This is a genomic window from Enterovibrio coralii, assembly GCF_001559595.1.
GTDB classification, from domain to species: Bacteria; Pseudomonadota; Gammaproteobacteria; order Enterobacterales; family Vibrionaceae; genus Enterovibrio; species Enterovibrio coralii.
The window spans coordinates 213,104-230,782 of record NZ_LNTY01000059.1 but is presented as its reverse complement, the minus strand read 5'-3'; the positions used below and the strand labels follow the sequence as shown (position 1 = coordinate 230,782).

General features: G+C 48.1%; 11 protein-coding genes and 4 pseudogenes. 14 read left to right on the top strand and 1 reads right to left on the bottom strand.

The window, feature by feature from the left end; translation table 11 throughout:
- From ATN88_RS26270 to ATN88_RS29115, 10 genes and pseudogenes are all read left to right on the top strand, one after another.
- Positions 1–354: pseudogene (locus tag ATN88_RS26270) on the top strand (electron transport complex subunit RsxC); the annotation flags it as partial.
- 2 nt (positions 355–356) lie between these two features.
- Positions 357–1,417, top strand: a pseudogene (gene rsxD, locus ATN88_RS23645) (electron transport complex subunit RsxD).
- Positions 1,414–2,046: an electron transport complex subunit RsxG gene (gene rsxG / locus ATN88_RS23640; protein ID WP_067419946.1), complete on the top strand. Its 633-nt coding sequence runs from the start codon at positions 1,414–1,416 to the stop codon at positions 2,044–2,046. The pseudogene rsxD and the gene rsxG overlap by 4 nt, the downstream one beginning before the upstream one ends.
- Entirely contained in the window at positions 2,043–2,735 is a 693-nt protein-coding gene (locus tag ATN88_RS23635) for an electron transport complex subunit E (protein WP_067419945.1), read from the top strand. The genes rsxG and ATN88_RS23635 overlap by 4 nt, the downstream gene beginning before the upstream one ends.
- Before the next feature lie 32 nt (positions 2,736–2,767).
- Positions 2,768–3,409, top strand: coding sequence for an endonuclease III (nth, locus tag ATN88_RS23630; RefSeq protein ID WP_067419944.1), 642 nt, complete (start codon positions 2,768–2,770; stop codon positions 3,407–3,409).
- A gap of 58 nt (positions 3,410–3,467) precedes the next feature.
- A complete protein-coding gene (gene gloA, locus ATN88_RS23625; RefSeq protein WP_067419943.1) occupies positions 3,468–3,884 on the top strand; it encodes a lactoylglutathione lyase in 417 nt (138 codons plus the stop codon).
- A gap of 192 nt (positions 3,885–4,076) precedes the next feature.
- Entirely contained in the window at positions 4,077–4,751 is a 675-nt protein-coding gene (locus ATN88_RS27985) for a hypothetical protein (RefSeq protein ID WP_232313507.1), read from the top strand.
- Positions 4,676–7,035 (top strand): annotated as a pseudogene (locus ATN88_RS23620) (HD domain-containing phosphohydrolase). The gene ATN88_RS27985 and the pseudogene ATN88_RS23620 overlap by 76 nt, the downstream one beginning before the upstream one ends.
- A 153-nt stretch (positions 7,036–7,188) precedes the next feature.
- Positions 7,189–9,881, top strand: a pseudogene (locus ATN88_RS23615) (HD domain-containing phosphohydrolase); the annotation flags it as partial.
- Between the two features lie 33 nt (positions 9,882–9,914).
- The gene (locus ATN88_RS29115) at positions 9,915–10,091 is read left to right on the top strand and encodes a hypothetical protein (protein WP_232313504.1); all 177 of its coding nucleotides are present in this window, start codon (positions 9,915–9,917) and stop codon (positions 10,089–10,091) included.
- A 76-nt stretch (positions 10,092–10,167) separates the two neighbouring features.
- Here the strand turns inward: ATN88_RS29115 and motY are convergent, their stop codons facing one another.
- Complete coding sequence (gene motY / locus ATN88_RS23610) at positions 10,168–11,055, bottom strand: flagellar protein MotY (protein WP_067419942.1); 888 nt, start codon at positions 11,053–11,055, stop codon at positions 10,168–10,170.
- A 166-nt stretch (positions 11,056–11,221) separates the two neighbouring features.
- Between motY and rnt the strand changes: the two genes are divergently transcribed.
- The 4 genes from rnt (at position 11,222) to ATN88_RS23590 (ending at position 17,606) form a co-directional block, all read left to right on the top strand.
- Positions 11,222–11,890: a ribonuclease T gene (gene rnt, locus ATN88_RS23605; RefSeq protein ID WP_067419941.1), complete on the top strand. Its 669-nt coding sequence runs from the start codon at positions 11,222–11,224 to the stop codon at positions 11,888–11,890.
- 281 nt (positions 11,891–12,171) lie between these two features.
- Positions 12,172–13,485, top strand: coding sequence for an outer membrane protein transport protein (locus ATN88_RS23600; RefSeq protein ID WP_067419940.1), 1,314 nt, complete (start codon positions 12,172–12,174; stop codon positions 13,483–13,485).
- A 449-nt stretch (positions 13,486–13,934) separates the two neighbouring features.
- Positions 13,935–15,182 carry an outer membrane protein transport protein gene (locus ATN88_RS23595; protein ID WP_067419939.1) on the top strand — a complete coding sequence of 416 codons (1,248 nt, stop codon included), beginning with the start codon at positions 13,935–13,937 and terminating at the stop codon, positions 15,180–15,182.
- Positions 15,183–15,215: 33 nt separating this feature from the next.
- The gene (locus ATN88_RS23590) at positions 15,216–17,606 is read left to right on the top strand and encodes a VolA/Pla-1 family phospholipase (RefSeq protein WP_067419938.1); all 2,391 of its coding nucleotides are present in this window, start codon (positions 15,216–15,218) and stop codon (positions 17,604–17,606) included.
- Positions 17,607–17,679: the final 73 nt, after the last annotated feature.

Sequence of the window (17,679 nt, the reverse complement as noted above, 5' to 3'; positions counted from 1 at the left end):
GAACCTTCTGAAGAAGATCCAAAGAAAGCAGCTGTTGCCGCTGCTGTGGCGCGTGCAAAAGCACGTAAAGCCGCTCAACAGGCAGAAGCCCAAGAAACGGCTGACGTTGCTGAGCCTTCTGAGGAAGATCCAAAGAAAGCGGCCGTTGCCGCTGCTGTAGCGCGAGCGAAAGCACGTAAAGCCGCACAACAGGCACAAAGCGAAGACACTGAAGCACAAGCTGCATTGTCAGACGCTCCTTCAACCGAAGAGCCTGCAATTGAAGACCCGAAAAAAGCAGCTGTCGCTGCTGCCGTCGCGCGCGCAAAAGCACGTAAAGCAGCGCAGATGCAAAACAAAAGTGAGGATGAGTAGTCGTGGCCTTTTTTCTAGCCAGTAGTCCACATAGTCATAACCGCAGAAGCACCAAAGACATCATGATGACGGTGATCCTGTGTACCCTTCCGGGTATTGCAGCACTGTGTTACTTCTTTGGTTGGGGCGTGTTGTTTCAAGTGCTCATCGCATCTATCACGGCAATGGTGGCAGAAGCTGCCATTGTCGCTATGCGTCGTCGTCCGGTTAAACGCTACCTACAGGACAACTCAGCCCTGCTGACAGGTATTTTGATTGGTATTGCTATCCCGCCTTTCGCACCTTGGTGGATTGCAGTGATCGGCTCTCTGTTCGCTATCGTTATTGCAAAGCATCTTTATGGTGGTTTGGGACAAAACCCATTTAACCCTGCAATGGTGGCGTACGTTGTACTGCTGATTTCCTTCCCTGTGCAAATGACAACCTGGTTGCCGCCATCATCTTTGTTAGCTCAACCATTGAGTTTTATGGATGGCCTGTCCGCGGTGTTTACGGGATTGAGCGTTGATGGGTTTAGCGTCAACCAGCTTCGTCAAGCTGTCGATGGCACAACCATGGCGACGCCGCTCGACACAGTAAAAACCGCCCTGCTTGCGGGCAAAACGGTGACAGAAGCAGTTCAAGAGCCAGTGTTTGGCACGTTTGCGGGCTTAGGATGGGGTTGGGTTAACCTCGCGTTCCTTGCAGGCGGTATTGTTTTACTGAAACTAAAAGTCATTCAATGGCAAATCCCTGTAGCAATGCTGGCAACACTGCTTGTGTTCAGCGTTGTAGGTTTTGCCATCAGCCAGATACTGTCGCGTCTCCGCTGCTGCACCTGTTCTCCGGTGCCACCATGCTAGGGGCGTTTTTCATCGCAACCGATCCGGTCTCCGCATCCACCACGACAAAAGGTCGACTGGTCTTTGGTGCCATGATTGGCATGCTGGTTTACCTCATTCGTACGTTCGGTGGCTTCCCTGACGGTGTGGCATTTGCCGTGTTGATCGCTAACATGTGTGTGCCCTTGATCGACTACTACACCAAGCCAACCACATACGGTTACAGTAAGGAAAGCAAATGATCCGCGCGATGAGAAAAAATGGGTTGGTTCTGGCTTTCGTCGCCCTGCTTTCAACGGGCTTGATTGCAATTACTGATGCCCTGACCAAAGACACCATTGCTGAACAACAAAGATTGCAGTTGCTAAACGTATTGAACCAAGTGATCCCTACGTCCATGCATGACAACCCGTTGTACAAAAGCTGTACCATGGTAACCAGTCCAGAATTGGGTTCTAAGTCAGCCATGCCTGCATACATTGCTACCAAAGACGGCAAAACAACAGCAATCGCGATTGAAGCCATTGCCCCTGACGGCTACAACGGTGCCATCAAGATTCTGGTTGGTGTAGACACCAACAAAACCGTGCTGGGCCTTCGTGTACTTAGCCAAAATGAAACTCCGGGACTGGGCGACAAAATTGAGTTGAGCGTGTCCGACTGGGCACTGTCGTTCAACAACCAGAAAATTGAAAGTGCTGACGACAAACGCTGGCACGTGCAGAAAGATGGCGGTCAATTTGACCAGTTTACCGGTGCGACCATTACGCCTCGTGCGGTTGTAAACGCAGCGCGCAAAGCCGCGTGGTACGTCAGCGAAAACCTCGATACCATCGTTAAGCAACCACAAGATTGTGGAGATGCATCATGAGTCAAAACATTGAATTGATGAAAAACGGGCTTTGGAAAAATAACCCAACGCTCGTTCAATTGCTCGGCCTGTGCCCTTTATTGGCGGTCTCATCAACCGTGGTCAACGCATTAGGACTTGGCTTGGCAACGCTGCTGGTACTAGTGGGTTCAAACCTGACTATCTCGCTGGTACGTGAGTGGGTGCCAAAAGAAGTCCGTATCCCCATCTTCGTGATGATCATCGCGTCGCTGGTAACCTGTGTTCAGCTACTGATGAACGCTTACGCTTACGGCCTTTATCAATCTCTGGGTATCTTCATCCCACTGATTGTGACTAACTGTATCATCATCGGTCGTGCGGAAGCTTTTGCGTCGAAAAACACACCGCTACCATCCGTGCTTGACGGTTTTTGGATGGGACTGGGGATCACCCTGTCACTGACGGTTGTTGGTGCTATTCGTGAGATCCTCGGTAACGGTACCTTGTTTGATGGCGCAGATCGTTTGTTGGGAGACTGGGCGGCAGGTCTGAAAATGCAGCTTTTCCACTTCGATAACGCCTTTTTGCTGGCATTATTGCCACCGGGTGCTTTCCTAGCCGTAGGGTTCCTGATTGCCGCAAAAAATGCACTGGATGAGCACCAAGCGAAAAAACAACCAAAAGAAAAAGTGGTCATTGAACGCGCTCGCGTGACAACCACTGACTAAAAAATAAAAACTCAGCATTCAATGGAAGAGCAATGAACAACGAAAAACGTGTCCAAATACTGGAGCGATTGCGCGCAGAAAACCCGCATCCCGAAACAGAATTGAACTGGAGCACGCCATTTGAGCTGCTTATCGCTGTTCTACTCTCCGCCCAAGCGACAGATGTCAGTGTCAACAAAGCCACCGACAAACTCTACCCTGTCGCCAATACGCCAGCGGCCTTGTTGGCACTGGGTGTTGACGGCGTGAAGGACTACATCAAGACCATTGGCCTTTTTAACTCAAAGGCCGAGAACGTCATCAAAACCTGTCAGATTTTGATTGACCAACATGGCGGTGAAGTCCCTGAGAACCGAGAAGCCTTAGAAGCATTGCCGGGTGTGGGCCGTAAAACCGCCAACGTGGTACTCAATACGGCGTTTGGCTGGCCAACCATTGCGGTGGATACCCACATATTCCGTGTCTCCAATCGCACTAAGTTTGCGGTCGGCAAAAACGTCGATCAAGTTGAGCAGAAACTGCTGAAAGTGGTGCCTAAAGAGTTCAAAGTGGATGTGCATCACTGGCTGATCCTTCACGGCCGCTATACCTGTGTCGCGCGTAAACCGCGATGTGGAAGCTGTGTTATCGAAGATCTTTGTGAATTCAAAGACAAGGTTTATCCAGACGAATAACAAAAAGCCACCCACGGTGGCTTTTTCTAAATCAAAAGACATAGTAAAGGAGAATGTCATGAGCACTGGTCGTATTCTTCACACCATGATTCGCGTTGGCGATTTGGACCGTTCAATTGCTTTTTACACCGACGTGATGGGTATGCAACTTCTGCGTAAAAACGAGAATGAGCAGTACGAGTACACGCTGGCGTTTGTTGGTTACGGCGATGAGTCCCAAGGTGCAGTTATCGAACTGACCTACAACTGGGGCACCACTGAATATGAGCAAGGTACTGCTTTTGGTCATATCGCGATTGGCGTAGATGATATCTACAGCACGTGTGATGCGATTCGCGCAGCTGGCGGCAACGTCACTCGTGAGCCAGGCCCAGTAAAAGGTGGTTCTACCGAAATCGCTTTTGTTGAAGACCCAGACGGTTACAAAATCGAGCTGATTCAAAACAAAAGCGCATCAGAAGGTTTAGGTAACTAAACTGGATTGAAACGCCGCAATCATTGCGGCGTTTTTCTTTCATATACAACCAGATGCACCTTTAATGGTTCAGCGTACCGCAAACCGTTTCTCTGTAATTTTTCGCACCGTCACACTTTCCGTGTTCTTCCTTCAAATTCAATTATCTCTGATAGGCTTAAAGTACTGTCTCGAAAATAAGACTCTGCTTTCATGCTTGGTAAAAAGAACACGCTTCAACTCCACATCGCCAGTATTTTCTTCATCGTTGTATCAGTGCTTTCACTGGTCTTGATCATTCTCAGCTATCAAAACTCCAAAGCACTCAACGAGCAATTGGCACGAGAGCGTGTCGAACAAAACGCCGAGCAAGTCAAACTCGCTTTCGAAAAGATGGTTTCACCGGTACTTACTGCACTGGAGACGCTCGCCGCCTCTGATTTTGGTCATACCCTCGATGCTTCCAATGACAAAAACTGGCTGGCATCGGTCAGTGCCATCATGGATGTCTCTCCAGACATGTTGGCCATCTACGTCGGATATGAAAACGAAAGTTCTGCGTTTATCCGTTCTACCCGTCCTGCATTTATGCGTGACCAGTTTTCCACGCCGGACAACTCTTACATCATGGTCGACATCAACCAAAGTAATGGTGACCAAGTAAGAACCTACTACGACAAAAACTTGGATTACATCGGCGAAAAAGCAACAAGATTTCCTATCTTCCTACCACTCGCCCTTGGTACAAAGACACGCCAAATGATGGGTCGATATTTATCACAGACCCATACTTTTACCTTTTCATCAAACGCATGGGCATCACCATCTCCAAGCGTATTCCTGCCAACGGTGGGGTACTTGCCGCGGACATCACGCTGGAGACATTGAACGACTTTCTTCGCTCACTGCCCTTTTCCGGTGATTCGCAAGTCCTGCTGTTCGATAGCAATGGGACTGTGCTGGCGCAAAACGGCGTAATGGAAACCACGGTTGAAACCACAACCCAAGACATTTACGCCAAAGCACTGGAAAGCTCACCGCTAAACAACCTTTACACTGCAGGAAATTGGTCTGAGTCTTCGCAAACGACCATGCACAATGAAACCCTGTGGCGAACGACCTTGGTTAACGTGGCATTTGGGCAAGGTGAAGGCATGTGGCTTGCCACCGCCATCCCTGAAGACAAGCTTATCGGTACGGCCATTGAAGCGAGAAACAACCAAATCGTCATCAGCTTTGCCGTTCTAGGGTTGGGCACCATTCTTATTCTCTGGGCGTCTCGCCGTATTGCCGCCCCCCTGCGCCTATTGAACCAAGCCACTCAAAGAATTCGTAATCTGGATTTCTCTGGCGTTAAGACCCCCGACTCAACCATTCAAGAAGTGCGCGAGTTGTCTGATTCCATCAGCGTGATGTCAGAAACCATCAGTGACTTTATCAATACGCTTCACCGTGTTTCACATAACCAGAACTTTGAATCTCTGCTTGCGGATATGGTGTCACATTGTCAGAAAACCGCTAGTGCGGATTATGTATTGATGTGGGCAGCAGACATGGACGATCGTGAGGTACTGTCTCTTGTAGCGCATGTCCCAGAGGAAATCAGCGCAACAACAGTCGACATTTCTAACCTCCTGATCGCCGAACCAGAGATGGCGAAGGCGATAGATAATCAGCAGTTCCATACTTTTTCACCCAATGAAGCGGTTAAACGTGCTTGCCAGTTGCCCGATGATTTACAAAGGGCTTGGGTACTTCCCCTGCATAACCGCGACGAAGAGCGCGTTGGCTACGTGTTGATTGGCTTCAATCATCATGTCACTGCTGAACAAGAAGAGAAAATCGCATTTATCCAAGAGTTCCTCGGTTTTGCCTCGCTCATCAAAGAAAACTGGGATCATATTGCCGCCCAACAAAACCTCTTCAAATCGTTCGTGGAAATGTTCGCATCCGCAATCGATACCAAATCCCCGTATACCGGCGGTCATTGTCAGCGCGTGCCAGAGTTGACGTTTATGATTGCGGAGGAAGTGAGCAAAGATACCGAGACCTTTGCCGACTTTACCCTTGATGAAAAATCGAGAGAGGCACTCTATTTTGCGGCATGGCTGCACGACTGCGGAAAAGTCACTACGCCTGAGTATGTGGTAGACAAAGCGACCAAGCTGGAAACGATTTACAACCGAATTCATGAGATCCGCACACGCTTTGAAGTCCTTAAGCGTGACGCTGAAATCGCTTACTTACAGAAAAAGTGTAAAAACCAAACCACGGTTGAAGATGAGAAAGCACTGAAGGCTCTCCACCAGCAATTGGATGACGACTTTGCATTTATCGCCCAATGCAACATTGGTGGAGAATTCATGGATGATGCTTCCATAGAGCGATTGAAGCGAATCAGTGACATGACTTGGACTCGAACCCTAGATGACTCTCTGGGGCTGTCATGGGAAGAAGAAGAGCGCAGGAAGCACCGCGGTGGTAAAACCCTGCCTTGCAGGGAAAAGCTGCTAAGTGACCGTGTCGACCATCAAATTCACTGGATGGACTCGCAACTGAAGCACTTTGAAAACTGGGAGTTCAAGCTTCCTGTTCCATCCGTTCAGTACAATCGTGGTGAGGTCTACAACCTTGGGATCCGCCGAGGAACACTGAATGATGAGGAAAGATTCAAAATCAATGACCACATCATCCAAACCATTACCATGCTGAGAAAGCTCCCCTACCCAGAGCACTTAAAACGTGTTCCGGAAATAGCGGGTGGCCACCATGAGAAGCTAGACGGCAAGGGCTACCCTTACGGGTTAGATGAAGATGCACTCCCGATTGATGCGAGAATCATGCAGTGGCAGATATCTTTGAAGCCCTGACGGCAAGCGACCGCCCCTACAAAAAGGCGAAGACGCTCAGCGAAGCCCTCAAAATCCTCGCGTTTATGGCCAAAGATAAACACATCGACCCGAACCTCTTTGCCATCTTCATTCAACGGCAGATCTACCAAAAATATGCCGACGACTTCTTGCCGACTGAGCAGCATGACACGGTGGACGAACTGGCATTGCTTAAGATCGTTTTCCCTGAAGATAAGGTGCCATCGCACACCAAACACAGTGATCTTTCAAAGGCGATCACAGTTGTTGATTTATGTAGCACGTCAAGCTTGGTTATCTAGCAAGTTGGACAGTATTGAATGGCGACTTTTTTCGAGCCACGCCTCACGATGGATTTTTTTTCGTGATGATATTCATAGGGATGAATGCAAAGGAATTGTAATTTTTTAGATCTGATAGTCTCTAAGTAACATCTTACTTATAAGACAAAGAGCATGTTCGCCAAGAGACATTACACACTCCAAATTCATATCGCTGGAATCTTTTTTGTCGTCGTCTCAGCACTATCCATCATCCTCATTTTTCTGAGTTACCACAACTCAAAAGCCTTAAACGAACAACTCGCCTCTGAGCGTGCCGTGCAAAACGCTGCCCAAATCAAAGCGTCTTTTCAGAACTTGCTCTCTCCCGTCGTCACCTCGATGGACATGATGGCCACCTCCAGTTTCGGAGAAAGTGTCTTTTCAGCTAATAATCCGCAGTGGCTTTCTACTATCAACGCCATCATGACGCGAAACCCTGACGTGCTCTCTATCTATTTGGGGTACCCCGATGAAAGTTCAGCCTTCGTGCGCTCAACGAAACCTGACTTTATGAAAGAGCAATTTTCAACGCCATCGAACAGCCACATTATGGTGGACATCAATGGTTCAACAGGCCGTCAAATCAGAACCTACTACGACGAAAGCCTTACTTACATAGCCGCTGATACCAATAATATTGAATACGCACCAACAACCCGCCCTTGGTATAACGTCGCGCCGGATGACGGCAGCATTCATGTTACTGACCCTTACTACTACATGTTCATTCAGCGTATGGGCGTGACCTTATCGCGCAAATTGCCGGATGGCAGTGCGGTGTTGGCTGCGGACATTACGCTCGCGTCGCTGGAGCGCTTCCTCTATGCCCTTATCGACTCACCCGACACCCAATTGATGTTGCTGGATGATAGTCACCGAATTTTTGCTCATACCGGCTTCCTACCAAGTACGTCATCCGGCGCAAACCAGAATGTCTATTTGGAAGAACTGACGAAGTCACCGCTAAATACGTTGTTCCAAACCTCCGAGTGGCAAGAGTCTAATCAGAAAGTCGAACACCAAGGTCAAACTTGGGTGCTGAATCTGATGCACATGAACTTTGGCTCGGAACGAGGCCTTTGGCTTGCGAAAGCGATTCCTGAAAAAGCACTGATTGGCAGTGCAATTGAAGCCAGGAACAACCAAATCATCATCAGCGTATTTGGCTTGTTGATTGGCACAATCATGGTGCTTTGGGCCTCTCAGAAAATCGCCAATCCGCTGAAACAACTTGGCCGAGCAACACAACGGATTCGACAACTGGACTTCACCTCCGTCTCTACACCTCAATCGAACATCGTGGAAGTGCATGAATTGTCTGAATCAGTGCAGCTTATGTCAGAAACCATTGGCAGCTTCCTCGATACTCTGCATCGGGTTTCCAACAGCACAAATTTTGATGCATTGATGGCTGACATTGTTCTTCACTGTCACCAAACCGCAGAAGCCGATACGGTACATTTGTGGACGAAACCTACAGAGTCGCCAGACGAATTGGTGCTTATTGCCCAGTTCCCAACAAGTATCGAAAGCCAAAAGCTCGATATCTCGAACCTTCTCAACGACTCTCCTGAAATATCGAAGGCGTTGGAGTGCCAGTCATTTTTCAGTTTTAAACCGTCAGAAACGGATATACAAAGAAACCGTCTGCCTGAAAACATCAAGCATGCTTGGCTATTGCCTCTCTACAATCGCGAGAAGGCATGTGTGGGTTATGTACTGCTCGGATTCAATGAAAGCCCCTCTAAAGCGCAGCAAGATAAGATTCTGTTTATCCGCCAGTTCCTCGGTTTTGCTTCACTTATTAAAGAGAACTGGGACCGCGTTGCAGCGCAAAAACATCTGTTTAAGTCCTTTATTGAGATGATGGCATCTGCGATTGATACCAAGTCGCCGTATACAGGCGGTCACTGCCAACGTGTACCAGAATTGACCTTTATGCTGGCGGAAGAAGTGAATAAAGATAAAGAGCTCTTCCCTGACTTCAATTTGGATGAACAGGAAAAAGAGGCGCTTCACTTTGCCTCTTGGCTACACGACTGTGGCAAGGTCACAACGCCAGAATATGTGGTCGACAAAGCAACAAAACTGGAAACCATTTATAACCGCATTCATGAAGTTCGTACTCGCTTTGAAGTCATGAAGCGAGATGCCGAAATCACCTACTGGCAAAAACGGTATGAAGGCGAAGATGAAAGCATCTGGCGTCAGTGGCTTGAGACTAAACACAAACAACTCGATGACGATTTTGCGTTTATCGCCAAGTGTAATGTCGGCGGCGAGTTTATGGATGAAAGCAACATTGCGCGCTTAGAAGAGATCTCAAAACGCACCTGGGTGCGCACGATCGATGATTCTCTTGGGTTGTCATGGGAAGAAGCCGATCGTCGAGCTGAACGCGGCGATAACGTGCTTCCATGTGTCGAGCGTGTGATTGATGACAAAACTGATCATCAAATTCCTTGGCTTGCCAAGCAACAAGCGACATTTGATAACTGGGAGTTCAGCTTGTCGATTCCTGAGCTTCAACACAATCGCGGTGAACTCTACAACCTTTCTATTCAGCGGGGCACACTGAATGATGAAGAGCGCTTCATCATTAACGATCACATCATACAAACCATCAAGATGTTGAAAAAGCTCCCCTATCCTCAGCATTTACAACGTGTTCCTGAAATCGCTGGCGGCCACCATGAGAAGTTGGATGGTAAAGGGTATCCATACGGTCTAGATGAAACCTCTCTTGCAATAGACGCACGCATTATGCGGTTGCCGATATCTTTGAGGCACTGACAGCCAGCGATAGGCCTTACAAGAAAGCGAAGACGCTGAGTGAAGCACTCAAAATTCTTGCCTTTATGGCGAAAGATAAGCACGTAGACCCTGATCTCTTTAGGCTGTTTATCAACCAGAAAGTCTACCAGCGTTATGCCGATGCTTTCTTGCCCGCTTCTCAACACGACGATGTCGACGAAGCAGCGTTGCTGGCGATAGTTACGCCGTCGGAGCAAACCAAAGAAAAAGCAGCCGTTTAAGTGTCAACCTTATTTAGGACAGGACACCAGACACAAAAAAGCCCCGGCATCGGGGCTTTTTTCGATTCTTGTTGGGTTAAATGATCGTTCGTCCCAGCGAGATCACCACGCGACGGTTTTTGTTTCGACCAATTGGCGTTTCATTCACCGCGATAGGACGACGTTCACCGTATGCTTCTACTTGGATGCGGTTTTTCGGCAGGCCAAGCGACATGAAGTACTCTTCCAGTTTCTTCGCACGCTTTTCTGACATTCTCTGGTTGGCGGCTTTTGCGCCACGCGTGTCTGTGTATGTCGCCATAAGGACCAAGTCGATATCAGGGCTATAGCGGACAAACTCCGCAATCTGAGCCAGTTTTGCCATTGACTGCTTATTCAGGTCATCGCCGTTTTCGTCGTAATGCAACGTGGTAAACGCAATGTCCTCAAACGAATAAGGAAGCAATCTTGATAGGCACGCGCTGAACTCATTGTATGAAGATTGGAAAGCGACGGGTGAGAGTGCAACTTCAACACGCTTTCCGCGACTTTGCCACTCACGGAAACTGAAAGTCGGCAAACGGCCAGATTCTAATTCCGCAAGCATGCTCCATGCTGTTTGACCATCAACATAACCGTCGAACTGTTGATAGAACTTCAAGCGGTCAATGTACTCTGCTGGTTCACCTGGTGTCCAAACTGGTGGTTTAGACACGAGTGCCACGTTTTCCGTCTGCCCCATTGGGCGACGCATTTCTAATTCAAAATCGAGGTTAATCTTTTTGCTTGCGCGAGACGTGAACGCGGCCAGACCAAAATTAGGAATGACATGCTCCACGCGACATTCAATCGGCGTGTCCACCTTCACCTGCCATACTGATTCTGTAGGTTGGGCACCATAGTATTTGCTGGCAGATGCAGAGATAGGAGCGATTGCTGCAGCAATGCACAGAGGGAGAAGCGTTTGGCGAATCGCGCTTTTCATAATCTGGCTGGCTCCTATATCTTTCGTTAAATAGCGTTACTTGTTGTATCGGTCATCAATACAAGTTCTTTAGTGGTAATTGTAATAATCATCGGCCCAACAAGAAAATGAAAAAGAGTGCTGGTTCTGACATAATGCACGCCTGATTTTAATGAGTTGCTCAAATATGACCCAAGAAACCAACCTAAACACCTTAAAAGCACGATTTCGTGGCTACTTCCCAGTGGTTATTGACGTTGAAACTGCAGGCTTCAATGCGAAAACCGATGCATTGCTGGAGATTTGTGCCGTCACTTTAAAGATGGACGACGAAGGTTGGATTTCACCGGACAAAACTCTGCATTTTCATGTTATGCCTTTTGAAGGTGCGAATCTGGTTAAGGAAGCACTTGAGTTTAACGGCATTAAAGATCCATTCAGTCCATTGCGCGGTGCTGTGAGCGAAGAACACGCCCTAAAAGAAATCTTCAAACTCATCCGAAAAGAACAAAAGGCACAAGGCTGCCAACGTTCTATCATGGTTGCTCATAACGCCAACTTCGACCACAGTTTTGTTATGGCAGCATCAGAGCGCGCAAACCTGAAACGAAACCCTTTCCATCCTTTTGCTACCTTTGATACCGCAGCATTGAGCGGCCTAGCTCTGGGGCAAACGGTTTTGGCAAAAGCGTGCCAAACCGCAGGTATCGCTTTTGATAACCGCGAAGCCCACTCTGCACTGTACGATACAGAAAGAACTGCTGAACTATTCTGTGAGATCGTTAACAAATGGAAGAAATTGGGCGGTTGGCCAGTTATTTCGCCTGAAGAAGAATCCGAACAAAATTCTGACTAACATTCTCCTTCTCTCCAATCTGCCCACCTCGGAACGCCAGTAAAAACAAGGCGTTCCGATACTCACTCTCACAGCTCAAACAATCGTTTCAAACAAGAGTATGAATTCACGAAAATTTAGTGGTCATACCATTGTAGATCTAACGCAAACTATTGATAACAAATCCGTCACATTCATTCGAAAGCCGAATATACTCTTAAAACTGAACCGTAATAGCGTGTTTGATACAAGGCTATGCAGCTACGGGCAAAACAAAAGCAGTGACAGAGAGGCTAAGACTGATGAAACGTGTAACAAACCGTACCCTACTATCCGCAGCGATTGCTCTGGCAACTTTTCAAGCACACGGTGCCGGATTCCAAATTAGTGAGCATTCCGCCAGCGGCTTAGGCCGCGCATTCGCTGGTGAAGCAGCCATCGCCGACAACGCTGCCGTTGCTGTGCGTAACCCTGCTGCAATGACCATGTTTGATTCAGCACAGCTCTCTGGTGGTATTTCTTTTATACAGCCTGATGTTAACGCGAAGGTGAATACTGTAGGCACTAATCCTGCGTCTGCGATACCCAATACAACGTCAGATCACAGCGGCGTAGCTCCCGATGCCATCGTTCCAAATATCCATTATGTTCGCCCATTGAATGAAAAATCTGCCATCGGTGTTTCTGCATTCTCAAACTTTGGCTTGGCAACAGAATATCCTTCAGATTCAGCCGCAGGTTTAATTGCAGGTCAAACTGAACTCACTACTGTCGACTTTAACGTGAACTATGCCTATAAGATCACCCCTGAATGGAGCTTGGGTTTCGGTTTGAACGCCATTTATGCTGATGCATCTTTGGTAAGAAATGCTGGTGCTGCAGCTTTCAGTTCAACAGATTTGCAAAACCTTGGTTTAACATCTCCATCAGATCAAGTGACCAACTTGAAAGGTGATGGATGGGGCTTCGGATGGAATGTTGGTGTTCTCTGGGAAATCAATGAAAACAATAGACTAGGCCTATCTTACAGATCAGAAACAGACATTACGCTAGAAGGCGACTATAGAGGAACATCAAGCCCTAGCACGGTGATTAACAACACAACGGTGCCTGGAGAGCTGGAATTAAATCTTCCAGATATCCTTGAGTTTTCTGGTTACCATAAATTAGCACCTAAGTGGGCAATTCATTACAGTGCAATGCGCATTGGCTGGAGTTCTTTCCAAGAACTACGTGCAACAGGCTCTTCATGTACAAGCACGGCTGGCGCAGGCGTTTGTTTGCAAAAAGACGAGAAGTGGGATGACAGCTGGCGCTATGCTGTTGGCGCAACACATTACTTGAATAACCAGTGGACACTTCGTGCTGGTATTGCTTTAGATGAAAGTCCAGTGCCTGATTCTCACAGAACGATGAGTATCCCAGATACCGAGCGTAACTGGTATTCAATCGGTGCGACTTACAAAGCATCTGACAATCTCACTATCGACGGTGGCTTCGCATACCTGAAAGGAGATACTGTCTCAGGCACCGAAACTGAGGGTGGGGTACCATTTACATTCGAAGCAGGCGGTGACGCTTACATCTACGCAATTAGCGCAAACTACACATTCTAAGCATCTGTTTCATAATTAATAAAAAGTCGACTCGTTGCAGTCGGCTTTTTTATTTTCTTCACATATCCAAGATTTTTATAAAAATCGCGTGACGAACAAAAACCCTGCCCCTTTCATTTATTTTCAAACGCCCGTTTAGTTTCCTAAAACTCAATAGAATCCGCTAACTTACTAATAACATTATACTCAATAGTGATATTTCACTTTTAGAGTATTCACTTCAAACGCTCTTTTCCTTTTCCGTACGTCATTCCATCTGCATTTTTGTCCAAAATCGTCAATTTAACAGACGTTTAACAATCCGATATTGCGTGCCATATTACTCAGCGAAAAGATCCGACCAGCTGTATGCAGCAATGCACTCTCACCTCGTCTCATCTTTTAAACATATTAAAACAATAAGTTACACATGTATTTCATCGGACATCTCTAACGGACAGAGAGGCTGTATGTCACAAAAACTTTTGAAGACGGCAATTGCAATCGCAGTCGCTTGCACATCATCACTCGCATGGAGTGCGGGTTACCAAGTATCCGAACATTCCGCCAGTGGTCTCGGCCGGGCTTTTGCAGGTGAAGCCGCAACGGCAGATAACGCTTCCGTGTTATCTCGTAACCCTGCAGCCATGACAGTGTTTGACCGCGCGACGACATCGGGTGTCATCAGTTTCGTGGACCCGAATGTAGACGTTTCACACACTGGACCATCTAGGGAGCAATCCGCTAAAGATGTCGCTCCATACGCCATTGTGCCCGCTTCCTATTACATCTCCCCTATCAACGACCAATTTTCATGGGGCGTGGCACTCTTTACGGGGTACGGGGTCGCAACCGACTACCCAGATGATTTCAACCAAGGCAGTTCTGCAGGCGATACCTCGCTCGTTAGCGTGACCTTTAATCCGAATATCGCGTGGAAAGCCAACGATCATTGGAGCTTAGGTGCAGGTCTCAGTGCGGTTTATGGCATTGCAGAGCTTAACCGGCACGTTGGGATTCTGGCCGTCCCTCTGCAACGTAATCCTTCAGACAAGCTGATCACCATGGAAGGTGACACATTCGGTTTCGGATGGAATGTCGGTGCGCTGTATGAACTGGATAGTAACAATCGCTTTGGGTTTGCTTACCGCTCAGAAGTGACGTTGGATTTTGAAGGTGATTTTACTGACCACACTGGCATCGCCGCTCGTCTGCCTCCTGGCACCACGGTTAAAGGCGACTTGGAAGCCGTCCTCCCCGCCACTTTCGAGTTTTCTGGCTTTCATCAGGTTGATCCTGAATGGGCAGTTCATTACTCCGTGCTTTGGACTGAGTGGAGCCAATTCAAAGAACTTCGAGCAACAAACCCTCGATGTAACTCTTCTGATGGTGCTGGCATTTGTTTCCTCAAAGAAGAACATTATGAAAATGCCCTTCGCTGGTCGCTGGGCGTAACACACCACCTCAATGACCAATGGTTAGTGCGCGCTGGCTTTGCCTTTGATGAACAAGCAGGTGAAGCAACGCTGAGTATTCCTGATACCGATCGATACTGGTACTCCATCGGTGCGACCTATCAATACAGCAGCGATCTTTCCTTTGATGCAGGTTTTACGCTCATCGACAGTAAATCCGGCACCTTCTCAGAAGACGGTGAAAACTTCGACAGTTCAGGAAACGCCCTGATATATGCCATGCAGGCTAACTACACCTTCTAACTTTTCATCGATTTGCAGTTCATGAGGCGTTTTATGAAAACGAAAATTTTAGCCATGATGGTTTCTGCCGCCCTTTTATCGGCATGTAATGACTCCGGTTTATCAGGTGAACCTACGGTCGATCCGGATATTGCAGATAGTCTGAATGCACCAACAAAAGTTGACTTTGATTTGTTAGATCCCGTGCCAACGGTTGTCACTCCCAGCTTTCTCGCTATCGATAGGCATGACGGTACGATTGCAGCGGAAGGTTCCGTTGGAAGTGCCGGGTACTCCACAGACATTTCGAATCCAGAAACCGCTGTCGGTAAAACAGATGGCTGGGGAACACACTCACCTATCAACATTTCTTTTACGGGAAATGATTTAGATACATCAACGGCAAGTCAGGGCTTTCGTTTGATGTCCAGCTCTAACCCTACGTCATCGTCCTCAAATGTCACCCCGACCTTGTTGTCAGAAGGCGATGATTACACCGTTAGCGCATCCGGAAAAACGTTGACCGTGACGCTGAAAAAGCCGCTCAGCCCTGGTGCTAATTACATGTATGCCGTCACCAAGGACTTAAAAGACGTAATGGGAGAAAGCGTGGGGATTACCCCTTCCTATGCCGTGTTGAAAGACAAAGCCACACCGCCGAGTGATGCACTAAAACCCGCACAATCCATTACACATACTATCGAAGCCGATTTTGAAAAAGCGGGGGTTCCGTCGGAGGACATCACATTTTCAACCTGGTTCAGTACAACGCCTGCCGGAGCCGTTTTGTATGCCGCCAAGCAAGCAACCGCTCTAGCCATTCTTGGTACGCCCGCCGATGTATGGAAAGGTTCAGCGATTGAAAGCAGTGTGGATGCGGCTGACTTGGCGGCACTCTTCTCACTGTCTCCTCAAGCCGTTGCGCCAACCCAAACAGCGGGTGGAAATACCGTCCTTTCACTGTCCGTAAAACTCCCTTATTTCTTGAGCAAGGACGCAGCAACATTTTCAACGATGCCTTGGCAAAGTGGTATGCCGAGTCTGGCAGCGATCACCAATACCGTATCCAGTGGCTCAGCGTCAGACAAAGCCGCGCTTTTGAGCCAATTAAGCAGTTTGGACATCTCTGAAGCCGACCTTGCTACTGTCTCTACCGATCCCGTTAAGCAGGCCGAGGTGGTGCCAAAACTTGTCGGTGCAACGCTGACCAAAGCAGATGGCAGCCAACTTGATGCAGAACGGCTTATCACGCAATACAGCCCAGTGCCCAAACTGCGCTCAGTGCAGGATGTGCCTGTTACATTAGTGATGCCGACTTCGGCTAACTGTGCAGAGGGAGAAAAGGTACGTGCCACCATTTTCCAGCATGGTATTACATCGCGTAAAGAGACCCTTACTGATAACGGAGGAGCGGGTGCTGATGGTTTGATTGGTGATAACTGTGTCGCCATTTTCGCCATTGATCATCCACTTCACGGTGAGCGTGCTATCTCGCAACAACTCAGCGCAACCACAGGCAGCCCCGCTGTTTATCTCAATCTTGGTGCGCTGCCCGTTGCACGTGACAACTTGAGACAAAGTGCAATTGACGTCATTAACCTTCGCGCCTCCATCGGCCGAGTGTTTTTGTTCTTGTTGCAAGGGGGAACGACAAATACCCCACTCGATAACCTAGACCCGAACAAAGGCGTGGCATTTGTCGGTCACTCACTGGGGGCAATTACTGGGGTTGACGTTGGAAACGTAGCTAACCGCTCGGTCAATAACGCGACTGCAGACACGTACCTATTCAACATCAATGCGGTGGCACTGGCTAACCCCGGCGGCGGAATTCCGTATCTACTGCTCAACTCAGGCGCATTTGGCAATTTTGTGAAAGGCAACCTTTTGGCGGGAGCAAACCAAAGTTTCGCTGGATTCTGTCAGCAAAATAATTTGTTAAACGATTTGGGAACCTGCTTCGCAGGCTTTCAGGCCAACTCCCCTGACGCCGCGTTGCAACCTGCTTACGCTGCGTTTGACGCGTACGCTGGCGCAGCACAAATTGTTCTTGATTCAGTAGACCCAATCAACCATGCCAGCGCAATTGGTAGTGATATCCCGGTTTATCTGTCTTCGGTAGCAGGCGATGCCACCATTCCAAATGAGCTCAAAGAGAATACGCCAATCAAAGCCAACTCAACCGTTTACGAGGTTTATTCTCCAAGCGGCGGCACATTGCCTCTCATTGAGCCTTTGGGATTAACGGCCACTACAACGTCGGTTTCAAACCAAACCGTCAAAAGTGCCCTGTTGTTTACTGAAGGTGGACACTCTTCATTGTTGAGTACCACGCCAAGTGCAGCGGCTAACGAGCAAATGCTGAAGCAAATCGCCTCTTTTATTGGCGGCGACGGAAAGACACTGGATGTTGATAACAGCAGCATTCTTTCTACCTCCCAATAAACGGCTGTAGCCCGCATATTCCCTGCTTTGAAGGCCACTTTGCGTTGGCCTTCTTCTTTTTTTCCTTTTCCGT

What these genes read in the sequence shown, in the direction of transcription:
- rsxG (WP_067419946.1), top strand. Translation starts at nt 1,414, where the DNA reads ATGATCCGCGCGATGAGAAAAAATGGGTTGGTTCTGGCTTTCGTCGCC.
- ATN88_RS23635 (WP_067419945.1), top strand. Translation starts at nt 2,043, where the DNA reads ATGAGTCAAAACATTGAATTGATGAAAAACGGGCTTTGGAAAAATAAC.
- nth (WP_067419944.1), top strand. Translation starts at nt 2,768, where the DNA reads ATGAACAACGAAAAACGTGTCCAAATACTGGAGCGATTGCGCGCAGAA.
- gloA (WP_067419943.1), top strand. Translation starts at nt 3,468, where the DNA reads ATGAGCACTGGTCGTATTCTTCACACCATGATTCGCGTTGGCGATTTG.
- ATN88_RS27985 (WP_232313507.1), top strand. Translation starts at nt 4,077, where the DNA reads ATGCTTGGTAAAAAGAACACGCTTCAACTCCACATCGCCAGTATTTTC.
- ATN88_RS29115 (WP_232313504.1), top strand. Translation starts at nt 9,915, where the DNA reads ATGGCGAAAGATAAGCACGTAGACCCTGATCTCTTTAGGCTGTTTATC.
- motY (WP_067419942.1), bottom strand. Translation starts at nt 11,055, where the DNA reads ATGAAAAGCGCGATTCGCCAAACGCTTCTCCCTCTGTGCATTGCTGCA.
- rnt (WP_067419941.1), top strand. Translation starts at nt 11,222, where the DNA reads ATGACCCAAGAAACCAACCTAAACACCTTAAAAGCACGATTTCGTGGC.
- ATN88_RS23600 (WP_067419940.1), top strand. Translation starts at nt 12,172, where the DNA reads ATGAAACGTGTAACAAACCGTACCCTACTATCCGCAGCGATTGCTCTG.
- ATN88_RS23595 (WP_067419939.1), top strand. Translation starts at nt 13,935, where the DNA reads ATGTCACAAAAACTTTTGAAGACGGCAATTGCAATCGCAGTCGCTTGC.
- ATN88_RS23590 (WP_067419938.1), top strand. Translation starts at nt 15,216, where the DNA reads ATGAAAACGAAAATTTTAGCCATGATGGTTTCTGCCGCCCTTTTATCG.